Origin of the sequence: Segatella copri (assembly GCF_019249655.2) — a bacterium.
Classification (GTDB): Bacteria; Bacteroidota; Bacteroidia; order Bacteroidales; family Bacteroidaceae; genus Prevotella.
In genome coordinates this window covers 3,597,013-3,615,292 of the sequence record NZ_CP137557.1, presented here as the reverse complement: position 1 = coordinate 3,615,292, position 18,280 = coordinate 3,597,013, and the positions used below count along the sequence as shown (strand labels likewise).

The 18,280-nt window shown below is 43.3% G+C and carries 15 protein-coding genes and 1 tRNA gene; 7 read left to right on the top strand and 9 right to left on the bottom strand.

Translation table 11 applies throughout. The annotated features are described in order from the left end of the window. Positions 1-135: 135 nt before the first annotated feature. The 5 genes from KUA49_RS14830 to KUA49_RS14810 all read left to right on the top strand — a co-directional run bounded on the left by KUA49_RS14830 (position 136) and on the right by KUA49_RS14810 (position 4,334). On the top strand, positions 136-1,719 hold the full coding sequence (locus KUA49_RS14830; RefSeq protein WP_218412552.1) for an ATP-binding protein: 1,584 nt from the start codon (positions 136-138) through the stop codon (positions 1,717-1,719). Between the two features lie 461 nt (positions 1,720-2,180). Beyond that, complete coding sequence (locus KUA49_RS14825; protein ID WP_218412551.1) at positions 2,181-2,642, top strand: hypothetical protein; 462 nt, start codon at positions 2,181-2,183, stop codon at positions 2,640-2,642. A 69-nt stretch (positions 2,643-2,711) separates the two neighbouring features. Continuing rightward, on the top strand, positions 2,712-3,800 hold the full coding sequence (locus tag KUA49_RS14820) for a DarT ssDNA thymidine ADP-ribosyltransferase family protein (RefSeq protein ID WP_218412550.1): 1,089 nt from the start codon (positions 2,712-2,714) through the stop codon (positions 3,798-3,800). A gap of 154 nt (positions 3,801-3,954) precedes the next feature. After that, positions 3,955-4,077 carry a hypothetical protein gene (locus tag KUA49_RS14815; protein WP_318331633.1) on the top strand — a complete coding sequence of 41 codons (123 nt, stop codon included), beginning with the start codon at positions 3,955-3,957 and terminating at the stop codon, positions 4,075-4,077. 151 nt (positions 4,078-4,228) lie between these two features. Beyond that, positions 4,229-4,334, top strand: a tRNA-Met gene (locus KUA49_RS14810). 590 nt (positions 4,335-4,924) lie between these two features. On the opposite strand, the gene KUA49_RS14805 is transcribed toward KUA49_RS14810, so the two are convergent. Genes KUA49_RS14805 through KUA49_RS14795 form a run of 3 tightly spaced genes read right to left on the bottom strand, consistent with a single transcriptional unit; the run spans position 4,925 to position 7,174 of the window. Then, positions 4,925-5,884, bottom strand: coding sequence for a hypothetical protein (locus KUA49_RS14805; RefSeq protein WP_218412549.1), 960 nt, complete (start codon positions 5,882-5,884; stop codon positions 4,925-4,927). A gap of 1 nt (position 5,885) precedes the next feature. Further along, complete coding sequence (locus KUA49_RS14800; protein ID WP_218412548.1) at positions 5,886-6,269, bottom strand: hypothetical protein; 384 nt, start codon at positions 6,267-6,269, stop codon at positions 5,886-5,888. Positions 6,270-6,310: 41 nt separating this feature from the next. Further along, entirely contained in the window at positions 6,311-7,174 is an 864-nt protein-coding gene (locus KUA49_RS14795) for a hypothetical protein (RefSeq protein ID WP_218412547.1), read from the bottom strand. Between the two features lie 460 nt (positions 7,175-7,634). On the opposite strand from KUA49_RS14795, the gene pafA reads away from it, so the two are divergent. Continuing rightward, positions 7,635-9,245 (top strand): alkaline phosphatase PafA, encoded by a 1,611-nt coding sequence (gene pafA, locus KUA49_RS14790; protein WP_218412546.1) that lies wholly within the window; start codon positions 7,635-7,637, stop codon positions 9,243-9,245. 138 nt (positions 9,246-9,383) lie between these two features. On the opposite strand, the gene aat is transcribed toward pafA, so the two are convergent. The 5 genes from aat to KUA49_RS14765 all read right to left on the bottom strand — a co-directional run bounded on the left by aat (position 9,384) and on the right by KUA49_RS14765 (position 14,816). After that, positions 9,384-10,049: a leucyl/phenylalanyl-tRNA--protein transferase gene (gene aat / locus KUA49_RS14785; protein ID WP_218412545.1), complete on the bottom strand. Its 666-nt coding sequence runs from the start codon at positions 10,047-10,049 to the stop codon at positions 9,384-9,386. 6 nt (positions 10,050-10,055) lie between these two features. Further along, a complete protein-coding gene (locus KUA49_RS14780; RefSeq protein WP_412178613.1) occupies positions 10,056-12,290 on the bottom strand; it encodes an AAA family ATPase in 2,235 nt (744 codons plus the stop codon). Positions 12,291-12,406: 116 nt separating this feature from the next. Further along, a complete protein-coding gene (locus KUA49_RS14775; protein ID WP_153122911.1) occupies positions 12,407-12,709 on the bottom strand; it encodes an ATP-dependent Clp protease adaptor ClpS in 303 nt (100 codons plus the stop codon). A gap of 10 nt (positions 12,710-12,719) precedes the next feature. Further along, positions 12,720-13,226: a flavin reductase family protein gene (locus tag KUA49_RS14770; RefSeq protein ID WP_218412543.1), complete on the bottom strand. Its 507-nt coding sequence runs from the start codon at positions 13,224-13,226 to the stop codon at positions 12,720-12,722. A gap of 168 nt (positions 13,227-13,394) precedes the next feature. Then, the gene (locus tag KUA49_RS14765; protein ID WP_218412542.1) at positions 13,395-14,816 is read right to left on the bottom strand and encodes an AAA family ATPase; all 1,422 of its coding nucleotides are present in this window, start codon (positions 14,814-14,816) and stop codon (positions 13,395-13,397) included. Between the two features lie 334 nt (positions 14,817-15,150). Here KUA49_RS14765 and KUA49_RS14760 point away from each other — a divergent pair, with 334 nt between their 5' ends. After that, on the top strand, positions 15,151-17,208 hold the full coding sequence (locus KUA49_RS14760) for a TonB-dependent receptor plug domain-containing protein (RefSeq protein ID WP_218412541.1): 2,058 nt from the start codon (positions 15,151-15,153) through the stop codon (positions 17,206-17,208). Positions 17,209-17,255: 47 nt separating this feature from the next. Here the strand turns inward: KUA49_RS14760 and KUA49_RS14755 are convergent, their stop codons facing one another. After that, positions 17,256-18,167, bottom strand: coding sequence for a cation diffusion facilitator family transporter (locus tag KUA49_RS14755; RefSeq protein WP_218412540.1), 912 nt, complete (start codon positions 18,165-18,167; stop codon positions 17,256-17,258). Positions 18,168-18,280: the final 113 nt, after the last annotated feature.

Genomic DNA, 18,280 nt, shown 5'->3' with positions numbered 1-18,280 from the left:
ATGCCTGAAACTACGAATTCAAGCATGCAGAAAGAATGCATCTTCAAAGAGCAACATCGTAATTCCTCTTTCAAAATTTGGTGGTTTCAATTATTTGCCGTATCTTTGTGCCATATTAAAAAAGGAGAAAGGATTATGGCAAACAATGAATACAGAAAGCTGCCTACAGGCATACAATCTTTCAACAAGATAAGAGAAGAAAACTATCTCTATGTTGATAAGACTGACATCATTTGGAAATTGGCGAACAAAGGCAAACAGTATAATTACTTGAGCCGCCCTCGCCGATTCGGAAAGTCTGTGCTCGTTGATACGCTACAATGTTACTTCGAAGGAAGAAAAGAACTCTTCGAAGGACTCAAAATTATGGACTTGGAGAAGGATTGGAAAGCATATCCTGTGATTCGACTCGACATGAGCCGTGGAGGAGCCAATGCAGAAACCTTGCGTTCGTACCTGAATCTGCGATTCGGATACTACGAGGAGAAGTATTCCATCACTCCCGATTCTACAGCCAAACTTGCCGACCGCTTTGATGCCATCATTACGACGGCATACAAACAGACGGGCTTGAAGGTTGCCATCCTTATCGACGAATATGACTCTCCACTCCAGCACTCTTGGAAAACCCCGGAACACGAAGCATGCACCGAGGTATATCGTGAAGTCTTTGCCATTTTAAAGGCCGATGATGAATACGAGCGTCTGGTCTTTATCACGGGCATCACCAAGTTTACGCAGATTTCCCTTTTCTCTGTGCTCAACAATTTAACCAACATCAGTTTCCTCCCAGAATATGCAGCCATCTGCGGCATCACTGAAGAGGAAATAAAAGAGAACTTCAAGCCTGAACTTGAAAAAATGGCAGAGGCGAACGGATGGACTTTGCAGGAAACCCACGACAAGCTGAAGGACTACTACGACGGTTACCATTTCAGTCGCCGAAACATGGTTGACATCTACAATCCTTTCAGCCTTATCAATGCGCTTGACACCCAGGATCTCAACAGTTATTGGGCATCATCAGGAGCCACATCCATGCTGCCGAAGTTCATCAAGGATGCAGAGTTGCGCCTACCTGACTTTGAGGATTGCATGATTCTCCGCAACACATTGGAGACTTCCGATGTTACTGGTGGAGGTCCAGAACTCTTCTTATATCAATCAGGTTATCTCACCATTAAATCGTGCGTAGGAAATGTCTATCACTTAGGCTTCCCAAATGAAGAGGTAAAACAGGCGCTATACGAATGCGTACTGCCGGCATTGACCATGCGACAAGAGGCTGATACGCAATCTCTGCAAGCGCAGTTGTACCAATATCTGGAATGCAAAGAGCTAGATAAAGCGATGAAAGCACTCAAAGCATTGGTTGCCGATGTGCCTTACAGCAACAAAAAGTTGGCATCCATGGATATGGAAGAGCGTTACCGACTGATTATCAGTACCATCTTGAATGCCATCGGTTTGAAGGTGGAAGTAGAGCACATGCTTTCTACTGGCAGAATCGACCTCGTTGTCAAAACAACTCATCACATCTATATAATAGAACTGAAGTTAAGAAACAATGGAGGCAAGGAAGCTGCCATCAAGCAAATTCAAGACCGACAATACCTAGAGCCTTTCAAGGCCGACAAGCGAGAGGTAGTAGGCTTAGGCATAGAACTAAACGAAGAAGGCAAAGGCGTTTTGGATTGGGAAATGGTAAATGAAGTATAAAGCAATAGGGGCATGTCGTTACTTGATACGGCATGCCCCTATTGCTTTCTCAACTAAATTATAGCCAAGAAAAAACAACTTGAAATGTTAAATCTCAACAAATATTAGAAGAAAGACTGACAAATCCTTGGTCAATCAAACAATTATTGCTAAATTTGCACCAATTCTACAAGGAGTAGAAGTACATATTTAGAATGAGCGTTTGAAGTTATCTCGACATAGAATCTGGACAATTCGATGCAAAATGAGATGGCAGTTCAAGGTGCTCATGCTTTCATGTCGCATATATATACCCATATATATAACACATGGAGCATGGGCTATTGTCTGTTACTATTTTGCAAGCAGTCCAGAGCTTTATGTCAGTAATACTCAATAGTCCCCATGCTCCTTTCTTTATGTGTTGAAAACAACTATCAATAAAAGCCTATCTGGTGGGGATATAAAGGCAACGTAACAATATGACACTTGAAGAATTTACAGGGAAAAAACAAGTTCCACAAATTCCTCAAACAGCTAAAGAGGTTGAAGCATATATCCAAAAACTTTTAGCTACAGACATGACTGTTGACATATTTTTAGATAAAATTGCAACATTACTTGCTCTTATTGGGGAAGAACAGTTAGATTCAACTAAGATTATCGGCCAAGTTGGTTACAAAGGCAGTCCCCTGATTCCAGAATGGGAACATAAACCAAACCAAACACCATTCTATGTAAAAGACCCATTAACAGAGAAAAGTGTTCCAGACCCTCGTGTAATCTACATCGGACGCTTTATCTATAAGATGGGGAAAATTATGGAAAATAACGGACATGGTTTCATGTACGAACTTTATGTTAGAACTGCACAAAGAATACATTGTTTTATAAGTCCTCTAAATGATGCTTGGACAGGAATAGGAACATGGAACTTCGAATAACAAATAACGATATTTTTTTATAGGGCTGATTCTATTTAGCCCTATAAATTATAAACAAAAATAAATAAAATGCAAAATATTATCGATAAAAATACAGCAGAACAACTAAGCTTTTTAACTCATACTGCCTATATAGCACCTATCGGAAACTTCTTAGCAGCAGAGTTTAGCATAAACGAAGATATTTACTTTGAGATGGAAGTATCTTCAAGGCAAAATGCTTATGAAAACAACTTATTAGGATTAAACCAAGAAGGTCTAGCAGAGCATCTTGCTATTCTTGGGGTTATTCCAAACCCCGATTTTGTTTTCTTTCCAAAGCCTATAGAAAATATCAGATATTTAATGTACCGATACATAAAAAGCATTTTTCAAATTCCCAACAATAGTTTACATTGTTTTTCTAACGATTCTGAGTTTAAAGCATTTTGCAACAATAACAATATAGATTATATCCCACAACAATGGTTTAAGCGCATTTATATCGAAGGTTCTTATACCGTTGCACGCTCTTATATTTTAAAGTGCAGTCTAGTTTTTCAAAACTTATATTTTCCAAAGGATTTACAAGAAAATAATTTTTCTGTAACACTTCATGATGCTAAAAAGCTTCAACAAACTGTAAATTTCAAATCTGATTTCTCAGAAATTTTCGAAATATTAAAGAGAAACAATATTACAAAGTTCTATCATTTCACAGATAAGAACAATATTGAATCTATAAAAAGATATGGACTACTTTCGGCAGATGAATTACACAAAAAAGGAATAAGACCTAAATACGCTAGTAGTGAAAGGTCTCGATATTATGACAAAGAAATGGGAATTAGCGATTATGTCAGATTGAGCCTCGTAAAAGGGCACCCGATGATGTACTCTTCTATGACAGCCACAGGTTTAACTCCTATCATATTAGAAATAAATCCTATAATAGCTTTAATGCCAAATGTTTATTTTGCAAATACAAACACGTTGGCAAAAGATGCTCAAATTGGTTCTACAGCAACAGACCTAACGAAACTTGATTTTACCATAATACATTCAAACAAGGCATATTATGAATTAAATAGCATAAAAGACAAAAAAGCATATCAAGCCGAAATTCTTATCAAACAAAGAGTTGGGCAAGAAATGATACTCAACCTAAAAGATTTTTAAAATATCGTACCTATTTGGCCAACTTCTACCATCATATGGAGGTTGGCTTTATTTTTTAGCTAATTATCCATAAAAACAAAAATTTGGTTACCAAAATGGTTGCCAAATCAAATAAAAGCATTATCTTTGCAGCCATACACCAACATATATCAATATGACAGAATACAAGAGACAAGACATCACAACGGAACTTCGTGGAGCACTTCAAGAAGTGAAAGACCATATCGAGGGTAAGAAGCGACTTCAATCCTTAGATAGTCTTCTTGAAGAATTATAAGAGAGATGGGGTTCTCTCTATAAAATGAATCCCAATATTATTTGCAAAGTACATAACTATTGTACCCAAGCAAAAAGGATGATTGTTGACTCATTGTTGACTAATTTCATTCTATCAGTGTTCATTAACTGGTTGGCAAATAGCATAAAAAGACTTGTAGCTCAGTTGGTTGCACCTTGCTAAGCCCGCAGGAGTTAGTAAGGCTTGGCAACAGACTCATAATCTGGAGGTCCTAGGTTCAAGCCCTAGCTGGTCCACGCTGAAAATCAAGCAGTTAAGCAGAAATCGCTTAACTGCTTTTTTCGTTTTTGGGAAACATGCAATGGTTATGGATGAAAGCATTGCAATAAATGGGCAAGAACTATTGCTGGCTCTTGCCATTCCATCGGAGTGTAATATCGAATTTATTATAGGAGGATTTTCAACCATATAGGTCGAAATTGTTTTTAAGACTAGAAGAAAGTTCCGTTCAACGTCGTTGAACCTACATTCAACGTCGCCGAACCTACATTCAACGTCGCTGAACGGACATTCAACGTCGCTGAACGAAACTTTCTACTAACTCTAGAAACATTTTCCCTTAAAGGTAGAAAGTAATTCCTTTAAGGGAAGAATTATTTCGAACTGTCGAGGTTTGTCTGGGTATGCTCGCAAAACATATCCTTGCACAAATGGCAGGGAGCAGCGTTTCTACCAATACATACCTTCTGCTAGAAATGTTTAACCTACGCTGTATATCAAACATAGAATACACATTTTCATGAATTGCATTTACTAATATTTGAACTTGTTCACTAGCTTGTTCACCAGCTGTTTTGTAAAAATAGAGTAAAAACATTTGCTTTTTTCATTGCAGGTTTGCTTGAATTTGGTCTATTTGTTTTTGCGTATTCCGCAAAAGTTTCTTTGCCCATCTTACTCCTTCACCATGTTCGGAGAATGCGATATAATCTAGCCCTAACGCAACAAATTCTTTAAACTGCAAAAGAGCATCTTCAGATAAACCGTTAAACATCAACGCAACAGCATAGTCATACTTAACAAGAGGGTCATTGGGTTCTTGCTCAAAAGCTGCTTTTGCATAAGTTAAGCAACCTGCCTTGTCCCCAATAACCTTATAGGTCTCGGAAAGAATCGTCTTCAAATAATACTCTTTGGAATAACGCTTGCAAATGACACGAAGATAGCGCACCAGTTTCTCCTTATTGTTACTCTCTTCCAAAGCGTCTATTCTTTTCAAGATTCGATTCCGCTGAGATTCAGAAGCATATCCTATATCTGAGGCTTTTGCAACAGTCCTTGGATGACTATACTTCAATACTTTACAGAAAAGAATAGCTTCCTTTTTGGAGAAATCACTTTCAATACCTTTTCCTCGGTGTGACAAATGCTCTTCCATTAGAGCCAAGGCCTCCTTATCTTTAAAAAGGTGATAGAGACAATCTGCCTTATAATATCTGGAATCATTGATGACAGACTTTGCCCATCTGACACCATAGCCATTTTCCGCAACCTCCTCAATAGTCATATTTAAAACAACATCCCACTCTTCTATGGATTGCTCATATTTTTCTAATGACCAAAAGATTCTGCCACGAGTATAATTCAAGAGAGGCATAACAGGGCATACCTCTTTTGCTTTATCGGCATAAGACAAAGCTTCCTTATCTTTGCATCTGTTCCATAGGACATTTGCAAGTTGAGTCAACAAATAGCAGTTATTTGGTGACAAAGCAAGTTTCTTTCTCAACAGCTTTTCTGCTGCTGAGAAGGAATTACTCTTTATAAGTTCTATCAATTTATCCATCTTACTTAGAAATATTTGATTCTGTCCCAAAAGGAAGTTGTACCTCTTCGTTCCAAAGTTTCTCAAACGCTTCCTTTGATATTGCATGAATATTGAGATTTCGATAATCATCCATAGTCATGTCATTATCACACCAATACCCCCAGTTTTCTTCAAAGGGAGCTTTGAATACCACCAAGCCATTTTCTGCCACACCAACTTCCCTATTCGTATATTCTTCTACGTCATCATACTCTAAGTTCCATTCTTTAACGTAGTCAAGATTTTCCTCTAATGTAGGGTTAGCCATTGGCACGAAATGAGACAATAATCTATCTATTATCTTTTCCCAAAAGGTGGCTTTTTGAGCTATGGAATATTGATATTCTAATTTGAAATACAGCATTTAAACTAATAGTAAAAAATTTAATAACACTCCCTATTGTTTCATTTCCTATAAAACTTTATAGTCTTTATTCTTGTCTTGCCAGAATAAACTTCCACCAGATACACACCAGCAGGTAAACTCTGTAAACTGCTAAAGCTATTTGTCGAAAGTTTACGATTACCATACAAATCCCTAACAATAAAATGCTTGTCATCTAACTGCAAGTTATTTATTCCAGCAACATTGCCATATGGAGGTAGCTCTAAAGTATATACATCCTTACCATATTTGTTCTCTGCCGAAATATGTATCCAAGCATAATAAGGAGCTGTGATATATTCTGATTTAACATGAGCATAAAACGGCTCTTTGATTATCTGACTTGACATACCACCGCCATATTCCTCTTCTACACTGATAAACAATTCATCACTACCAACATATTCAACATCATAATACACATCATAAGAATCGTACTTTGGCATATTACTAACGATTTTCACCACCTTTACACTTTTGATTCTAGGCTTTAATTCCAGAGTCAAATTATAAACACAAGATATTTTCTGTCCTCTCACCTCTCCCTCTAAAACTATCTTGGCATCAATATCACCATTGATATTGATATGATACTTACTGACATCATCTATTTGTGGGATAGAGAAATCTTTCGTGTCACTTTTTTGAAAGACAACATTCTCTTTCCCATCACTTGATGGCAAGATATACTTCCAACATATATGATCCAGATACGCAGCATCAGCACCACTGATATAAAAATCATGTCCTGTGTAGAAAGATACCAAGCCCGTACTATCCATATCTCTCCCTATAATTTCTACATCTTCTTTTCCCTCAACAGCAACTGATGATACCAACAAAAGCACCAACAAAAATACTTTTTTTATAGTTCTCCCCTTCATGACTTTATTATTTAAATAATTTCCACAACACTATAAACTCTATATTTTCACAAGCAGCTGAACAACCTAAAGTTATTCAGAATATTGCCACATCAGTAAATTCACTTATCCTAGTGTTGCTAAAAAATAGTAAAATACTGAATGACATGGCAAAAGTACAAATAAAATCTGAAAAGTTCACTCCTTCAGGAGTTTTTTTTTCAATCATAGAGTTTTTTCTCTTTTGAGTGTTCGCCAGCAGGCTGTTCCGTAGTTTTACTTTGTAACAAAAAAAGAGACTATGTAACAACTTGGCTTCATCATTTCTTTCTGCCTTACTTTTCGATACCAAACTCCATTTTCTTCTGTTTTTATTGTTTTATCCCAAAATAAATTGTATCTTTGCAAGCGTATTTAAAACATATTACAATTTACAATCTATCTATATCAGATATAGATGTATCAAATAACATATAGAGAAATGAATAAGATTTTTAAACTCATCTTCGTGCTCTGCTGCTTCTGCGGCATCGCACAGGCTCAGCCTCAACGACCTAAGCTCGTTGTAGGCATTGTAATCGACCAGATGCGATGGGATTACCTCTATCGCTACTACGCCCGCTACGGCGAAGGCGGATTCAAGAGAATGCTCGGCGAAGGATTCAGCGTGGAAAACTGCAAGATTCCTTATATCCCTTCGGTTACAGCCATCGGTCACTCTTCTATCTGGACCGGTTCCGTGCCTTCTATCCACGGAATCGCCGGAAATAACTTCGTGAAGGATGGAAAGGTTGTGTACTGTACTGCTGATGATACCGTAAACCCTGTGGGCTCTGATAGCAAGGCGGGCAAGATGTCGCCTCGCAATCTGTGGGTAACTACCATCGGCGATGAACTCCGTCTGGCTACCAACAACCGCTCTAAGGTGGTGGGCGTGGCCTTGAAAGACAGAGCTTCCATCCTCCCTGCCGGTCATCACGCCAATGGCGCTTACTGGTTTGATGATAAATCGGGCAAGTTCATCACCAGCACATTCTATATGGAAAAACTGCCAGAGTGGGTGAACAAGTTCAACAAGCAAAAACTGCCTAACAAGTATCTTTCCAAGAAATGGGAGACGCTCTACCCTATCGATTCCTATAAGGAGAGCACCAGCGATGACAACAACTATGAGAACGGTATCGCTGAGGGCGAGAAGGCGGTATTGCCACTCGACTTGCCAGCCTTATACAAGAAGCATGGCTACAAGATTCTCCGCAACACCCCATTCGGCTGCAACCTGACCTTCGATATTGCCAAGGCTGCCATCGAGGGCGAGAACCTGGGTAGAAACACAGATACCGACCTGCTGACCATCAGCTGTTCAAGCACCGATTACATCGGTCATCAGGTGGGCGTGAACGCTATAGAAACAGAAGACTGCTATCTTAGACTTGATAAGGCTCTGGCTGATTTCTTCGCTTATCTCGACCAGACCGTAGGCAAGGGAAATTATCTCACCTTCCTCACCGCCGACCATGGAGGTGTGAACAATGCCACCTTCCTGCAAGATCAGCGAATCCCTGCCGGCATCTGGAACAAAAAAGGATTGGTAGAAGAGCTGAATCAGATTCTGAAAGCTAAGTTCAATACCGACAAGAATCTCGTGAAGACTATCATGAACTACCAGGTGTTCTTCAACACAGATACCATTGAAGAACTCGGTTTGGATTACGCAGCCATCAAGCAGGCTGTGGTAGATAGATTGAAGAAAGACAAGGATGTGCACTATGCCTTCGATATGGAGAAGACCTCCACAGAGAGCATTCCTGCAGAGCTGAAGTTCCGTGCCATCAACGGCTACAACCGTGAGCGCAGCGGAAGCGTCCAGATAGTACTGAAGCCAGGTCACTACGATTATTACAGCAGCAAGGGAACTACCCACGGAGCATGGAATCCATACGATATCCATATTCCTTGCCTGTTTATGGGTTGGGGCATCCAGCACGGCGAGAGCGCCCAGCCTCACTATATGACGGATATTGCCGCCACCGTTTGTGCGATGCTGCATATTCAGGCACCTAACGGCTGCATCGGCACACCGATATTCTAAACACAACAAAGGCTAGGTTTCCCAGAATCGGGAACCTAGCCTTTATTATTTATTTCCTCTTCAAAAGAGAAACTCTTTTATTCTTTCTTGCAGATTATATTCTTCATGCATGATTATATTCTTTCATGCATGATTTTCCTAATCATCATTCATGATTTCCATATATTCCTCGTAGGAAATATATCTGCCACCCATCGACTTGAGATGCGGGGTTTCCAACTGGCAATCTATCATCTTGCCTCCATGCTCCTGCAGATAATTAGCCAGGAAGATGAGGGCTATCTTTGAACCCGACGGAACCTTGGAGAACATGCTCTCGCCAATGAAGACCTTGCCGATGGTGACGCCATAAAGTCCGCCCACCAACTCACCAGTTTCATTATCCCATACTTCCACGCTTGCTGCAAAGCCCTGCTCATGAAGGGCGGTGAATGCCTGAATAATGTTTTCACCCAACCAGGCACCCTCTTCCTCATAACGGCCATTGGTCTTGCTGCAGGCACGAATCACAGCATCGAAATCCTCGTTGATTCCCACGCTGTATCGGTTCTTTCTCAGCAAGGTTCTCATGGAATGACTGACGTGGATTTCGTCCGGGAAGATGACGAAGCGCTTCATCGGACAGAACCAGAGTATCTCCGGCTGGTCGCGAAAGCTATACCAGGGAAAGATGCCATTGCTGTAAGCCAGCAGCAGGCGGTCGATGCTCAAGTCGCCACCTATCGCAAAACATCCGTCGTCATCGCCGTAATGCGGATCGGGAAAATAAATCTCTTCCGCATTTTCATCTATCTGTAATATCATAGCTTCCTAATAATTAACCACCAGTTCCTTACCATCGAAATCTACGCAGCCCTTGCCTGCCTTCTTGAGCTTGCCGAAGAGCAGCGCCTTCATCAGGATTGGCTTCAGGCGGTTGCCGATGACACGATCCATCTCGCGGGCTCCATATTCCTTGGTAAAGCCCCACTCCAGAATCTTCTCTCTTGCCGCATCGGTAAGCGTAATAGAAACTCCCTTTGCTGCCAACTTTGCATCGAGCTGACGAAGCTTCTTGGCAAGAATCAGTTCTGCCATGTGCTTATCCATATCGTTAAACACCACAGTGTCGGAAAGTCGGTTGATGAACTCTGGCTTGAAGGTCTTCTTTACCTGAGCCAACATCGCCTCGCCACGGGTTACATTACCGCCGAAACCTACGCTTGCCTGGGATGCATACTGCGCTCCGGCATTGGAAGTCATCACGAGGATTACGTTTCTGAAATCTGCCTTCTGACCCTTGTTGTCGGTCAATCGGGCATAGTCCATCACCTGAAGCAGGATGTTGTAGATGTCGCTATGCGCCTTCTCAATCTCATCGAGCAGGAGCACGCAGTTTGGTGTCTTGCGGATGGCATCGGTAAGGAGACCTCCATCTTCATAACCCACGTATCCGGCAGGCGAACCGATGAGCTTAGCCACGGTATGCTTCTCGGTGTATTCACTCATATCGAAGCGCACCAGTTCGATGCCGAGTTCCTTAGCCAGCACACGGACCACCTCGGTTTTACCTACACCCGTAGGACCCACGAAGAGCAGCGAAGCCATCGGCTTGTCATCATCCACCAGTCCTGCCTTCGCCATCATCACAGCCTCAACCACCTTATCCACAGCCTTATCCTGACCATAAATCTTGTCGAGTATGCGCTGGCGGAGTGTAGCCAGAGAATCATTGTTTTCGTCCTTGATGGCAGCCGCATCTATCTTGCAGACCTTGGTAAGAATCTGCTGGATAATAGCCTTGGTTACATAAGAACGCTGGCGATATTCCACAGGATGCACCTCCAGATAAGCACCCGCCTCATCCATCAGGTCGATGGCCTTATCAGGCAGACAGCGGTTGCTGATGTATTTGGCACTGGCACGAACGGCATACTCCAGGGCGTCCTTGCGATAGGTTACGTTGTGGAACTTATTGTATTTATACTGCAAGCCCTCCAGGATTCTGATAGCTTCCTCCTCGGTAGGTTCCTTGATGTCAATCTGCTGGAAGCGGCGCACGATGCCCTTGCTCTGAGCCATATAGCGGTTGAACTCCTCGTAGGTAGTAGAACCGATGAATCGGATGTCGCCTGCCTCCAGATACTGCTTCAGCATATTGGAAGCATCAGGTCCACCATCAGAGCCACGACCTGCACCTATCATATTATGAATCTCATCAATATAGATGATGGTATTGCCTTCCTTGGCGGCTCCCTCCATCACCATCTTGATACGCTTTTCGAAATCGCCACGATACTGGGCGCCGGCAAGCATCTGTCCCATGTCCATGCCATAGATGCGTGCTCCCTTGAGACGATCAGGCACCTGATTCTCGTTGATGAGTTTGGCAAGACCATAAACCAGGGCGGTTTTACCTACGCCCGGTTCGCCGATGTGAAGCGGATTGTTTTTTTCTGCACGACAGAGCACCTGAATGGTTCTATCCAGTTCCTGTTCTCTGCCGATGAGCGGATTGTGCTCCTCCACCTGATCAGAGATACAGGTAACCAACTGGTGCCAATCCTGAGGCTGTCGGCTTCTTCCCTCCTCTTCGTCATCATCATAATCGTTATCATAGTCATCCTCATCGTAGCCATCACCCATCATTAGGGTTTCATCACCTGGTTCATTTTCCAGCGGATAATAGCTATCCACACTCGCCAGGAATTCGCCCTGACGGTCGCCTACGTTCTTGCACAACAGGTAAGCGGCTTCTGAGTTCTGCAAGCCAAACATCGCCTGCACGAAATGAGGCACATTCACAAGTTTTCTATCAGCGGCAGCAGCCAAGGCGCATGCCGTTCCAAACATGGTCTTGAAGAGCGACGAAGGCTCCGGCAGATACTTGATATTTTCAGGCACACGCTCCTGCTTGGCGAGCCATCCCACCAAGTCTTCGTGCATCTTAAGACTATCCACGCCTTCCTCCTGCAAAGCCTGGCAGAAGGCATACTGGCGGAGCAATGACAGAAGCATGTGCTCCGGCATCACAAACTCATGATCGAAGAACCGGGCCTGCTTCATGGCATCGTCCATCAAGACACTCATATATCGGGTTAATCCCATACTGTCCATTCTATTCTTTTCCTTTCTTTATTCGGGATTTAAAACTTGAATCGGGGGTTTTGAAAAGCCCCCTATCATTCTGGCATATAAGTGAGCTTCAGCGGATATTTCTGCGTACGGGCTTTCTCCATCGCTTTTTCCACTTTGCTCTTGGCAATGTCGTAGCTGTAGGTACCCACCACGGCTTTCTCCTCGTGATGAACCTTGAGCATGATTGCTTCAGCCTCAGCCTGCGACTTGAAGAAGATGGTTTCGAGGATATCCACCACGAAATCCATCGGTGTGAAGTCATCGTTGAACATCATCACCACGTAACGCCCCGGCTCCTTGAGCCTGGTTTTCTGGCGTTCACGAATTGCTGTCTGTTCTTGAGCCATATTTTAATTATTACTTTGTATAAGCATTGGTAATCTCCACGACATAGACATCGTGGAATCCGCCCTTGGCACCATACCACTGCAGCAGGTCCTTATCGAGGAACTTCTCTGCCGTCATATTGTCCTTATAGAGTTTGCGGCATTCCAGGGTGAGTCGTGACTGCTCAAAGCCAATGCTGCCGTTATCGGTCTCCACAGGAGTCAATCCTGTTTCCTTTGCCTTATCGAAATCACGTCCACTCTTAGAACCGCAGAAGTTATATATCTTTCGAGCCTCCTCGCTATTGCCGAGGAAAGAGAGGGTCATGAATTCATTCTCCTCGATGATGCCGTGGGTGTAGCGTTCCGGGCGGATAAATACCACAGCCACCGGCTTGTTCCAGAGCCATCCCAGGCAACCCCAGGAAGCCGTCATCATATTGAACTTATCCTTGTTGCCGGCGCAAACCAGCATCCATTCCTTACCAATAGTCTCGAAGACATTATCATTCAGTTCTTTTACGTTGATTTTCTCCATTTTATCTTTTCCTTTCTCTGTATATTTTAATTAATGAAATAAAGCAGCATTCAACAAAAGCCATGCCAATTCATCGCCTAACACCGCATATCACCTGCAAAGATACAAGAATAATCTGAAAAAGCGAATGTTTCTATCAGAAAATATCGAAATCGCCCATTTTTACAATTATTCACAAAACAGATCATCTGCCACAACCTCGCTCTGCACTCTATTCCAATAGGCATTATGAGCTACCCCATAAGTGGTAACCATCGTAAGATGAATCGCCTTACGATGAGAAACGGAAGCACCAAAGCGGGAGAGCTTGTGACGAAGAACTGCATCGTAATCCTTATCTATCACAAACTCATTCTGCGAGAACTTCATCTCGCAGATATTAACCGTATTATCGGCTCGCTCTATCAGCATATCAATCTGCGCTCCTGCACCATAAACCGGATCATCTTTCACCTGCCAGGAATACGTATTGGTAACAACGCCCGAAATGCCAAGCGCCTGCTTGATTTGAGGAATATGCTGGAAACATACCCGCTCGAAAGCCAAGCCGCACCACGAATACCGGAGAGGCGAAGTATAATTGTGAGACCAGAACGAAGGATCATCAGTTTTGTTCTCCTGCATGAACTTCAAGAAGAACAAAGAGAAATTATCCATCAGGCGATAGATGGCATTATATTTCCTGGCACCATAGGCATTGGTACGGACGATAAAGCCACAATGCTCCAAATCTTCCAAGATTCGGGAAAGATTGCCATTATCCGCAATTCCCAGACCAGACACAATCTCCTCTCTACGCATTCCGCCTAACTTCTTCCCCAAGATACTCACCACATCTATATATTTATCAGAATTACGGAAGAGAGAATCATACAACTCCCTGAACTCATAATGCAAAAGCCCCTGAGGTGCAAAGAAAAGAGCATCTATATTCTGTGCCAAACTTCTGCCCTTCTGCATCAAAGACCAATAATAGGGAACACCACCCATCACCATATAGGCTTCCAGCAAATCATATCGAGAATAAGCCAAGCCCATAGCCTCGCTATATTCCTCACACTCGTGAAGGGTGAAAGGCTCCAGGAATATCTGATAGTTCACACGATTATGAAGTCCGCCATGATTCCTGAAGATCTTATTGATAATCCAGGATGTGGCAGAACCGCAAATAATGAGCAGGATGTCGTCTCGCATGGCAGCCCATCCATTCCAGAAGAACTCCAAAGCCGTGACAAACTTAGACCTAGGCGTATCCATCCAAGGCATTTCGTCGATGAAAACAACTTTCTTTTTCGCTGATGACTGGCGAATAAGCTCCTTCAACATATCGAAAGCCTCCAGCCAATGCTTGGGGGTAGAAGGCGCAACATATCCTGCGTTCTCTAAAGAAGAACGCCAACCATACAGTTGCTCTTGCAAAGACCCATTAGCAAGACCGGAATGAGAAAAAGTAAACTTATCCTTAAACGTCTGTTTGATGAGATAAGTCTTTCCCACACGTCTTCTTCCATACAACGCAACGAATCTTGAGTCATCGGAATTATAAGCTTCCAGCAACTCAGCCTGCTGTTTCTTTCTGCCTATCAACATATTATAATCCTCCCTAATTGATGATTCTACTTATTAAACTAGGGGCAAAGATAATAAAAACTATCGGTATAACTGGCGGAAAATACATTTTTTAACCCACATTCCGCCAAGTATGCACTTATAATTGGCGGAAAACGCCTTTTTAACCCCATTTTCCGCCAAGTATAGCACGCCAACCACTCTTGATTTAAATTAAATCTTTACATGCAGGATTAAAATAAATCACATTTTACTTTGTCATTTCGAGAAAAGGCAGTACCTTTGCAGCCCGAATGCCGAAAACCGAGCAGGCTTGCGGCTTCGATTTATTATTCATTTATAAACATTTTATTTAATGTACAAAACAATTTTCAACAAGCGCAACAGCTTGAAGTTCAACCGATTCTCTAACAAGAGATACGCCCTCTTCGCAGTTTTGGGAAGAGAGGTACTTGTTGGTGCTCTCAGCGTTGCTACCCTGAGCCATGCTAAGGCAGCAGGCGTAAGCACAGAGGGAGCCAAGGTTGATTCTACCCTCTACAAGGGTGGAAAGGCTTACGAGCTAGATGCGGTGAGCGTTACCGGATCTCGTGCGCCGATGACTGTAGAGCAGTCACCTAAGATTGTGTCTGTCATTACCCGCGACGATATTCATCGTGCGGCTGCACAGACGATCAACGATGTATTGAAATTAGCTACCGGCGTGGATGTCCGTCAGCGTGGTGGCTTTGGTGTTCAGACGGATATCTCCATCAATGGTGGAACCTTCGACCAGATTACCATTCTCCTGAATGGTGTCAACATTTCCAATCCACAGACTGGTCACAATGCTTCTGATTTTCCTGTAGCTCTTGCCGACATCGACCACATCGAAGTGCTCGAGGGGGCAGCATCGCGCGTATTCGGAACTTCAGCCTTTAATGGTGCCATCAATATCGTGACCAAGAAGGCAAAGAATGATGGAGTATCTGCAAGTGTAGAAGGCGGAAGCTTTGGAAGTTTCGGAGCACAGGGACGTGTGCAGACGGCTTTTGAAACGGGCAAGTGGACTCAGGCTTATTCCGCAAGCGGAGGCTACAAGCGCTCGGATGGTGGCACAGACAACAGCGACTTCGAGAAGGGACAGGGCTACGGCAATCTCTCGCTCTCTTACGACCAGCGTTTCGACATCATCGCCCAGGTGGGTATTGCTACCCAGAGTTACGGTGCCAACACTTTCTACAGCGCCAAATACAACAACCAATATGAGAAGACAGACCACGGTATGGCTTCTCTCAACCTGAGTCTGCACAACCAGGAGAAGACCTGGGAGATTGCGCCTCAATTCTATTATAACAATTTCAAGGATCACTATCAGCTGATTCGCGGTATGGCTGGAGCCAAGGCTGGCGAGAACTATCACGACCTAGATGTTTATGGTGGTGGACTGAATGCCAACGTGGCTTGGGCTTTGGGTAAGACTGCAGTGGGCTTCGATATCAGCAAAGAGTGCATCTACTCTACTGCATTGGGCGAGGAACTCGCAGAGAAAGACTATAAGGACATCTCTGGTTCCGACCGTCAATATACCCGAAAGGGTGAGCGCACCAACACCAACATCATGTTGGAGCACAACTTCATCTTCGGCGGCTTCACCTTGTCGGCTGGTGTCTTGGCCAACAAGAATACAGGTCTTGACAACGACTTCCGTTTCTATCCTGGTGTAGATATGAGTTATCGTCCTAACGACAACTGGAAGTTCTACGCATCCTGGAACAAGGCTCTGAGAATGCCTACCTACACCGACTTATATATAAGTAATGTGGTGCAGCAGGGCGACATCAATCTGAATCCAGAGAAAAACTCAACCTTCAAGGTAGGCTCTCAATATCGCCAGGCTGGTTTTGCCGCAACCGTAAGCGGATTCTACGCACACGGCACCAACATGATTGACTGGGTTCAGACTTCCGTGACCGAGCAGAACGACAGCAAGTATCACGTAATGAACATCGGAAAGCTCAACAACATGGGCTACAACGTGGATGCAACCATCTATATGAGAGAGTTGGTACCAAACAGTTTCATTACCCGCATCAAGTTGGGTTATGCTTACATCTATCAAGATCATAAGACCGAGACCAACATCCTGAAATCACTCTATGCATTGGAGTATCTGAAGCACAAGGCAGTATTCGGTTTGGATCATCAGATCTGGAACAAGCTTTCAGCATCGTGGAGCGTAAGATGGCAACAGAGAATGAATGGCTATCATCCATACACCAAGGTGGATTGCAAGCTGATGTGGGATGAGAAGAAATACAATATCTTCGTGAAAGCCGACAACATCACTTGCCACCGCTATTACGACCTCACAGCCGTTAAGCAGCCAGGTTTGTGGATTATGGCAGGAGCCAGCGTAAATCTCGGCTGGTAATATAAAAAAAAGTCTTCAAGCCAAAATGGCTTGAAGACTTTTTCCGTTTATTCCGGTTTCTGATATTTTCCATTCACTTTAATCGGTTCGAGATGGATTCCCACATGGGTATCTGCGCCGAAGTGCTGCTTCAGTTTTGTTTCGATATGAGTAGCATGCTCATGAGCCTCATAAAGCGAAAGAGAGCCCGGCATGCGGATGTGCATCTCTACCGCAATCTTGTTTCCGATGCGACGGGTACGCAGGTTATGAATCTCTCCTACTCCCTGCTCTTCATTTGCAATCTTCAGGATTTCATCTTCCTCCGTTTCCGGAAGACTGGCATCCGTCAGTTCTTTCACAGACTGCATCACCAGTCCCCAGGCAGCCTTGATGATGAAGGCACTCACGATGATGGCTGCAAGCGGATCGAGCACCGCCCATTTTTCTCCCAGGATGATGGCGCCACCAATACCGAACATCGTTCCGATACTCGATAAAGCATCGCTACGATGATGCCAGGCATTTGCCACTACAGCCTCGGAATGATATTTTCTTCCGGCTTTAACCGTAAACTGATAAGCCCACTCCTTCATCACGATACTTACGATGGCTGCAATCAAGGCTACAACGCCCGGCTGCTGGAGTGTCTCGCCGCAGATGGCACGATAAGTCTTGGTTACGCCCGAATAGCAGATCATCACACCCACCACAAAAAGCGAAATGCCGATGATGGCTGTGGCAAGCGTCTCGTATTTGCCATGACCATAATCATGGTCCTTATCCTTTGGCTTATTGCCCAGTTTTACGAATACCAATACCACCACATCGGTGGCGAAATCGGTAAGCGAATGGATGGCATCCGCTATCATGGCTGCAGAATGTCCGAGAATACCTGCAGCAAACTTCAGTACGAGCAGCACCACATTGATGATGCTTCCCGCTATCGTCACCTTATATACTTCCTTTACTCTATCCATTTTATAAAATATAACAGAAGTCCTTTGCTTCCTCAATAATGTTTTTGTATAAATCTACTTACTGTTTTTTAGAATTTGGGGCGCAAAGATAATACCATTTTCTGAAAGCAGAT

Excerpts from the sequence above, each read along its gene's own strand:
- KUA49_RS14800 (WP_218412548.1), bottom strand. The coding sequence starts at position 6,269 with ATGCTGTATTTCAAATTAGAATATCAATATTCCATAGCTCAAAAAGCC.
- KUA49_RS14770 (WP_218412543.1), bottom strand. The coding sequence starts at position 13,226 with ATGGAGAAAATCAACGTAAAAGAACTGAATGATAATGTCTTCGAGACT.
- KUA49_RS14830 (WP_218412552.1), top strand. The coding sequence starts at position 136 with ATGGCAAACAATGAATACAGAAAGCTGCCTACAGGCATACAATCTTTC.
- KUA49_RS14755 (WP_218412540.1), bottom strand. The coding sequence starts at position 18,167 with ATGGATAGAGTAAAGGAAGTATATAAGGTGACGATAGCGGGAAGCATC.
- pafA (WP_218412546.1), top strand. The coding sequence starts at position 7,635 with ATGAATAAGATTTTTAAACTCATCTTCGTGCTCTGCTGCTTCTGCGGC.
- KUA49_RS14760 (WP_218412541.1), top strand. The coding sequence starts at position 15,151 with ATGTACAAAACAATTTTCAACAAGCGCAACAGCTTGAAGTTCAACCGA.
- KUA49_RS14765 (WP_218412542.1), bottom strand. The coding sequence starts at position 14,816 with ATGTTGATAGGCAGAAAGAAACAGCAGGCTGAGTTGCTGGAAGCTTAT.
- KUA49_RS14775 (WP_153122911.1), bottom strand. The coding sequence starts at position 12,709 with ATGGCTCAAGAACAGACAGCAATTCGTGAACGCCAGAAAACCAGGCTC.
- KUA49_RS14825 (WP_218412551.1), top strand. The coding sequence starts at position 2,181 with ATGACACTTGAAGAATTTACAGGGAAAAAACAAGTTCCACAAATTCCT.
- KUA49_RS14815 (WP_318331633.1), top strand. The coding sequence starts at position 3,955 with ATGACAGAATACAAGAGACAAGACATCACAACGGAACTTCGTGGAGCA.
- KUA49_RS14820 (WP_218412550.1), top strand. The coding sequence starts at position 2,712 with ATGCAAAATATTATCGATAAAAATACAGCAGAACAACTAAGCTTTTTA.
- KUA49_RS14780 (WP_412178613.1), bottom strand. The coding sequence starts at position 12,290 with ATGAAGCAGGCCCGGTTCTTCGATCATGAGTTTGTGATGCCGGAGCAC.
- aat (WP_218412545.1), bottom strand. The coding sequence starts at position 10,049 with ATGATATTACAGATAGATGAAAATGCGGAAGAGATTTATTTTCCCGAT.
- KUA49_RS14805 (WP_218412549.1), bottom strand. The coding sequence starts at position 5,884 with ATGGATAAATTGATAGAACTTATAAAGAGTAATTCCTTCTCAGCAGCA.
- KUA49_RS14795 (WP_218412547.1), bottom strand. The coding sequence starts at position 7,174 with ATGAAGGGGAGAACTATAAAAAAAGTATTTTTGTTGGTGCTTTTGTTG.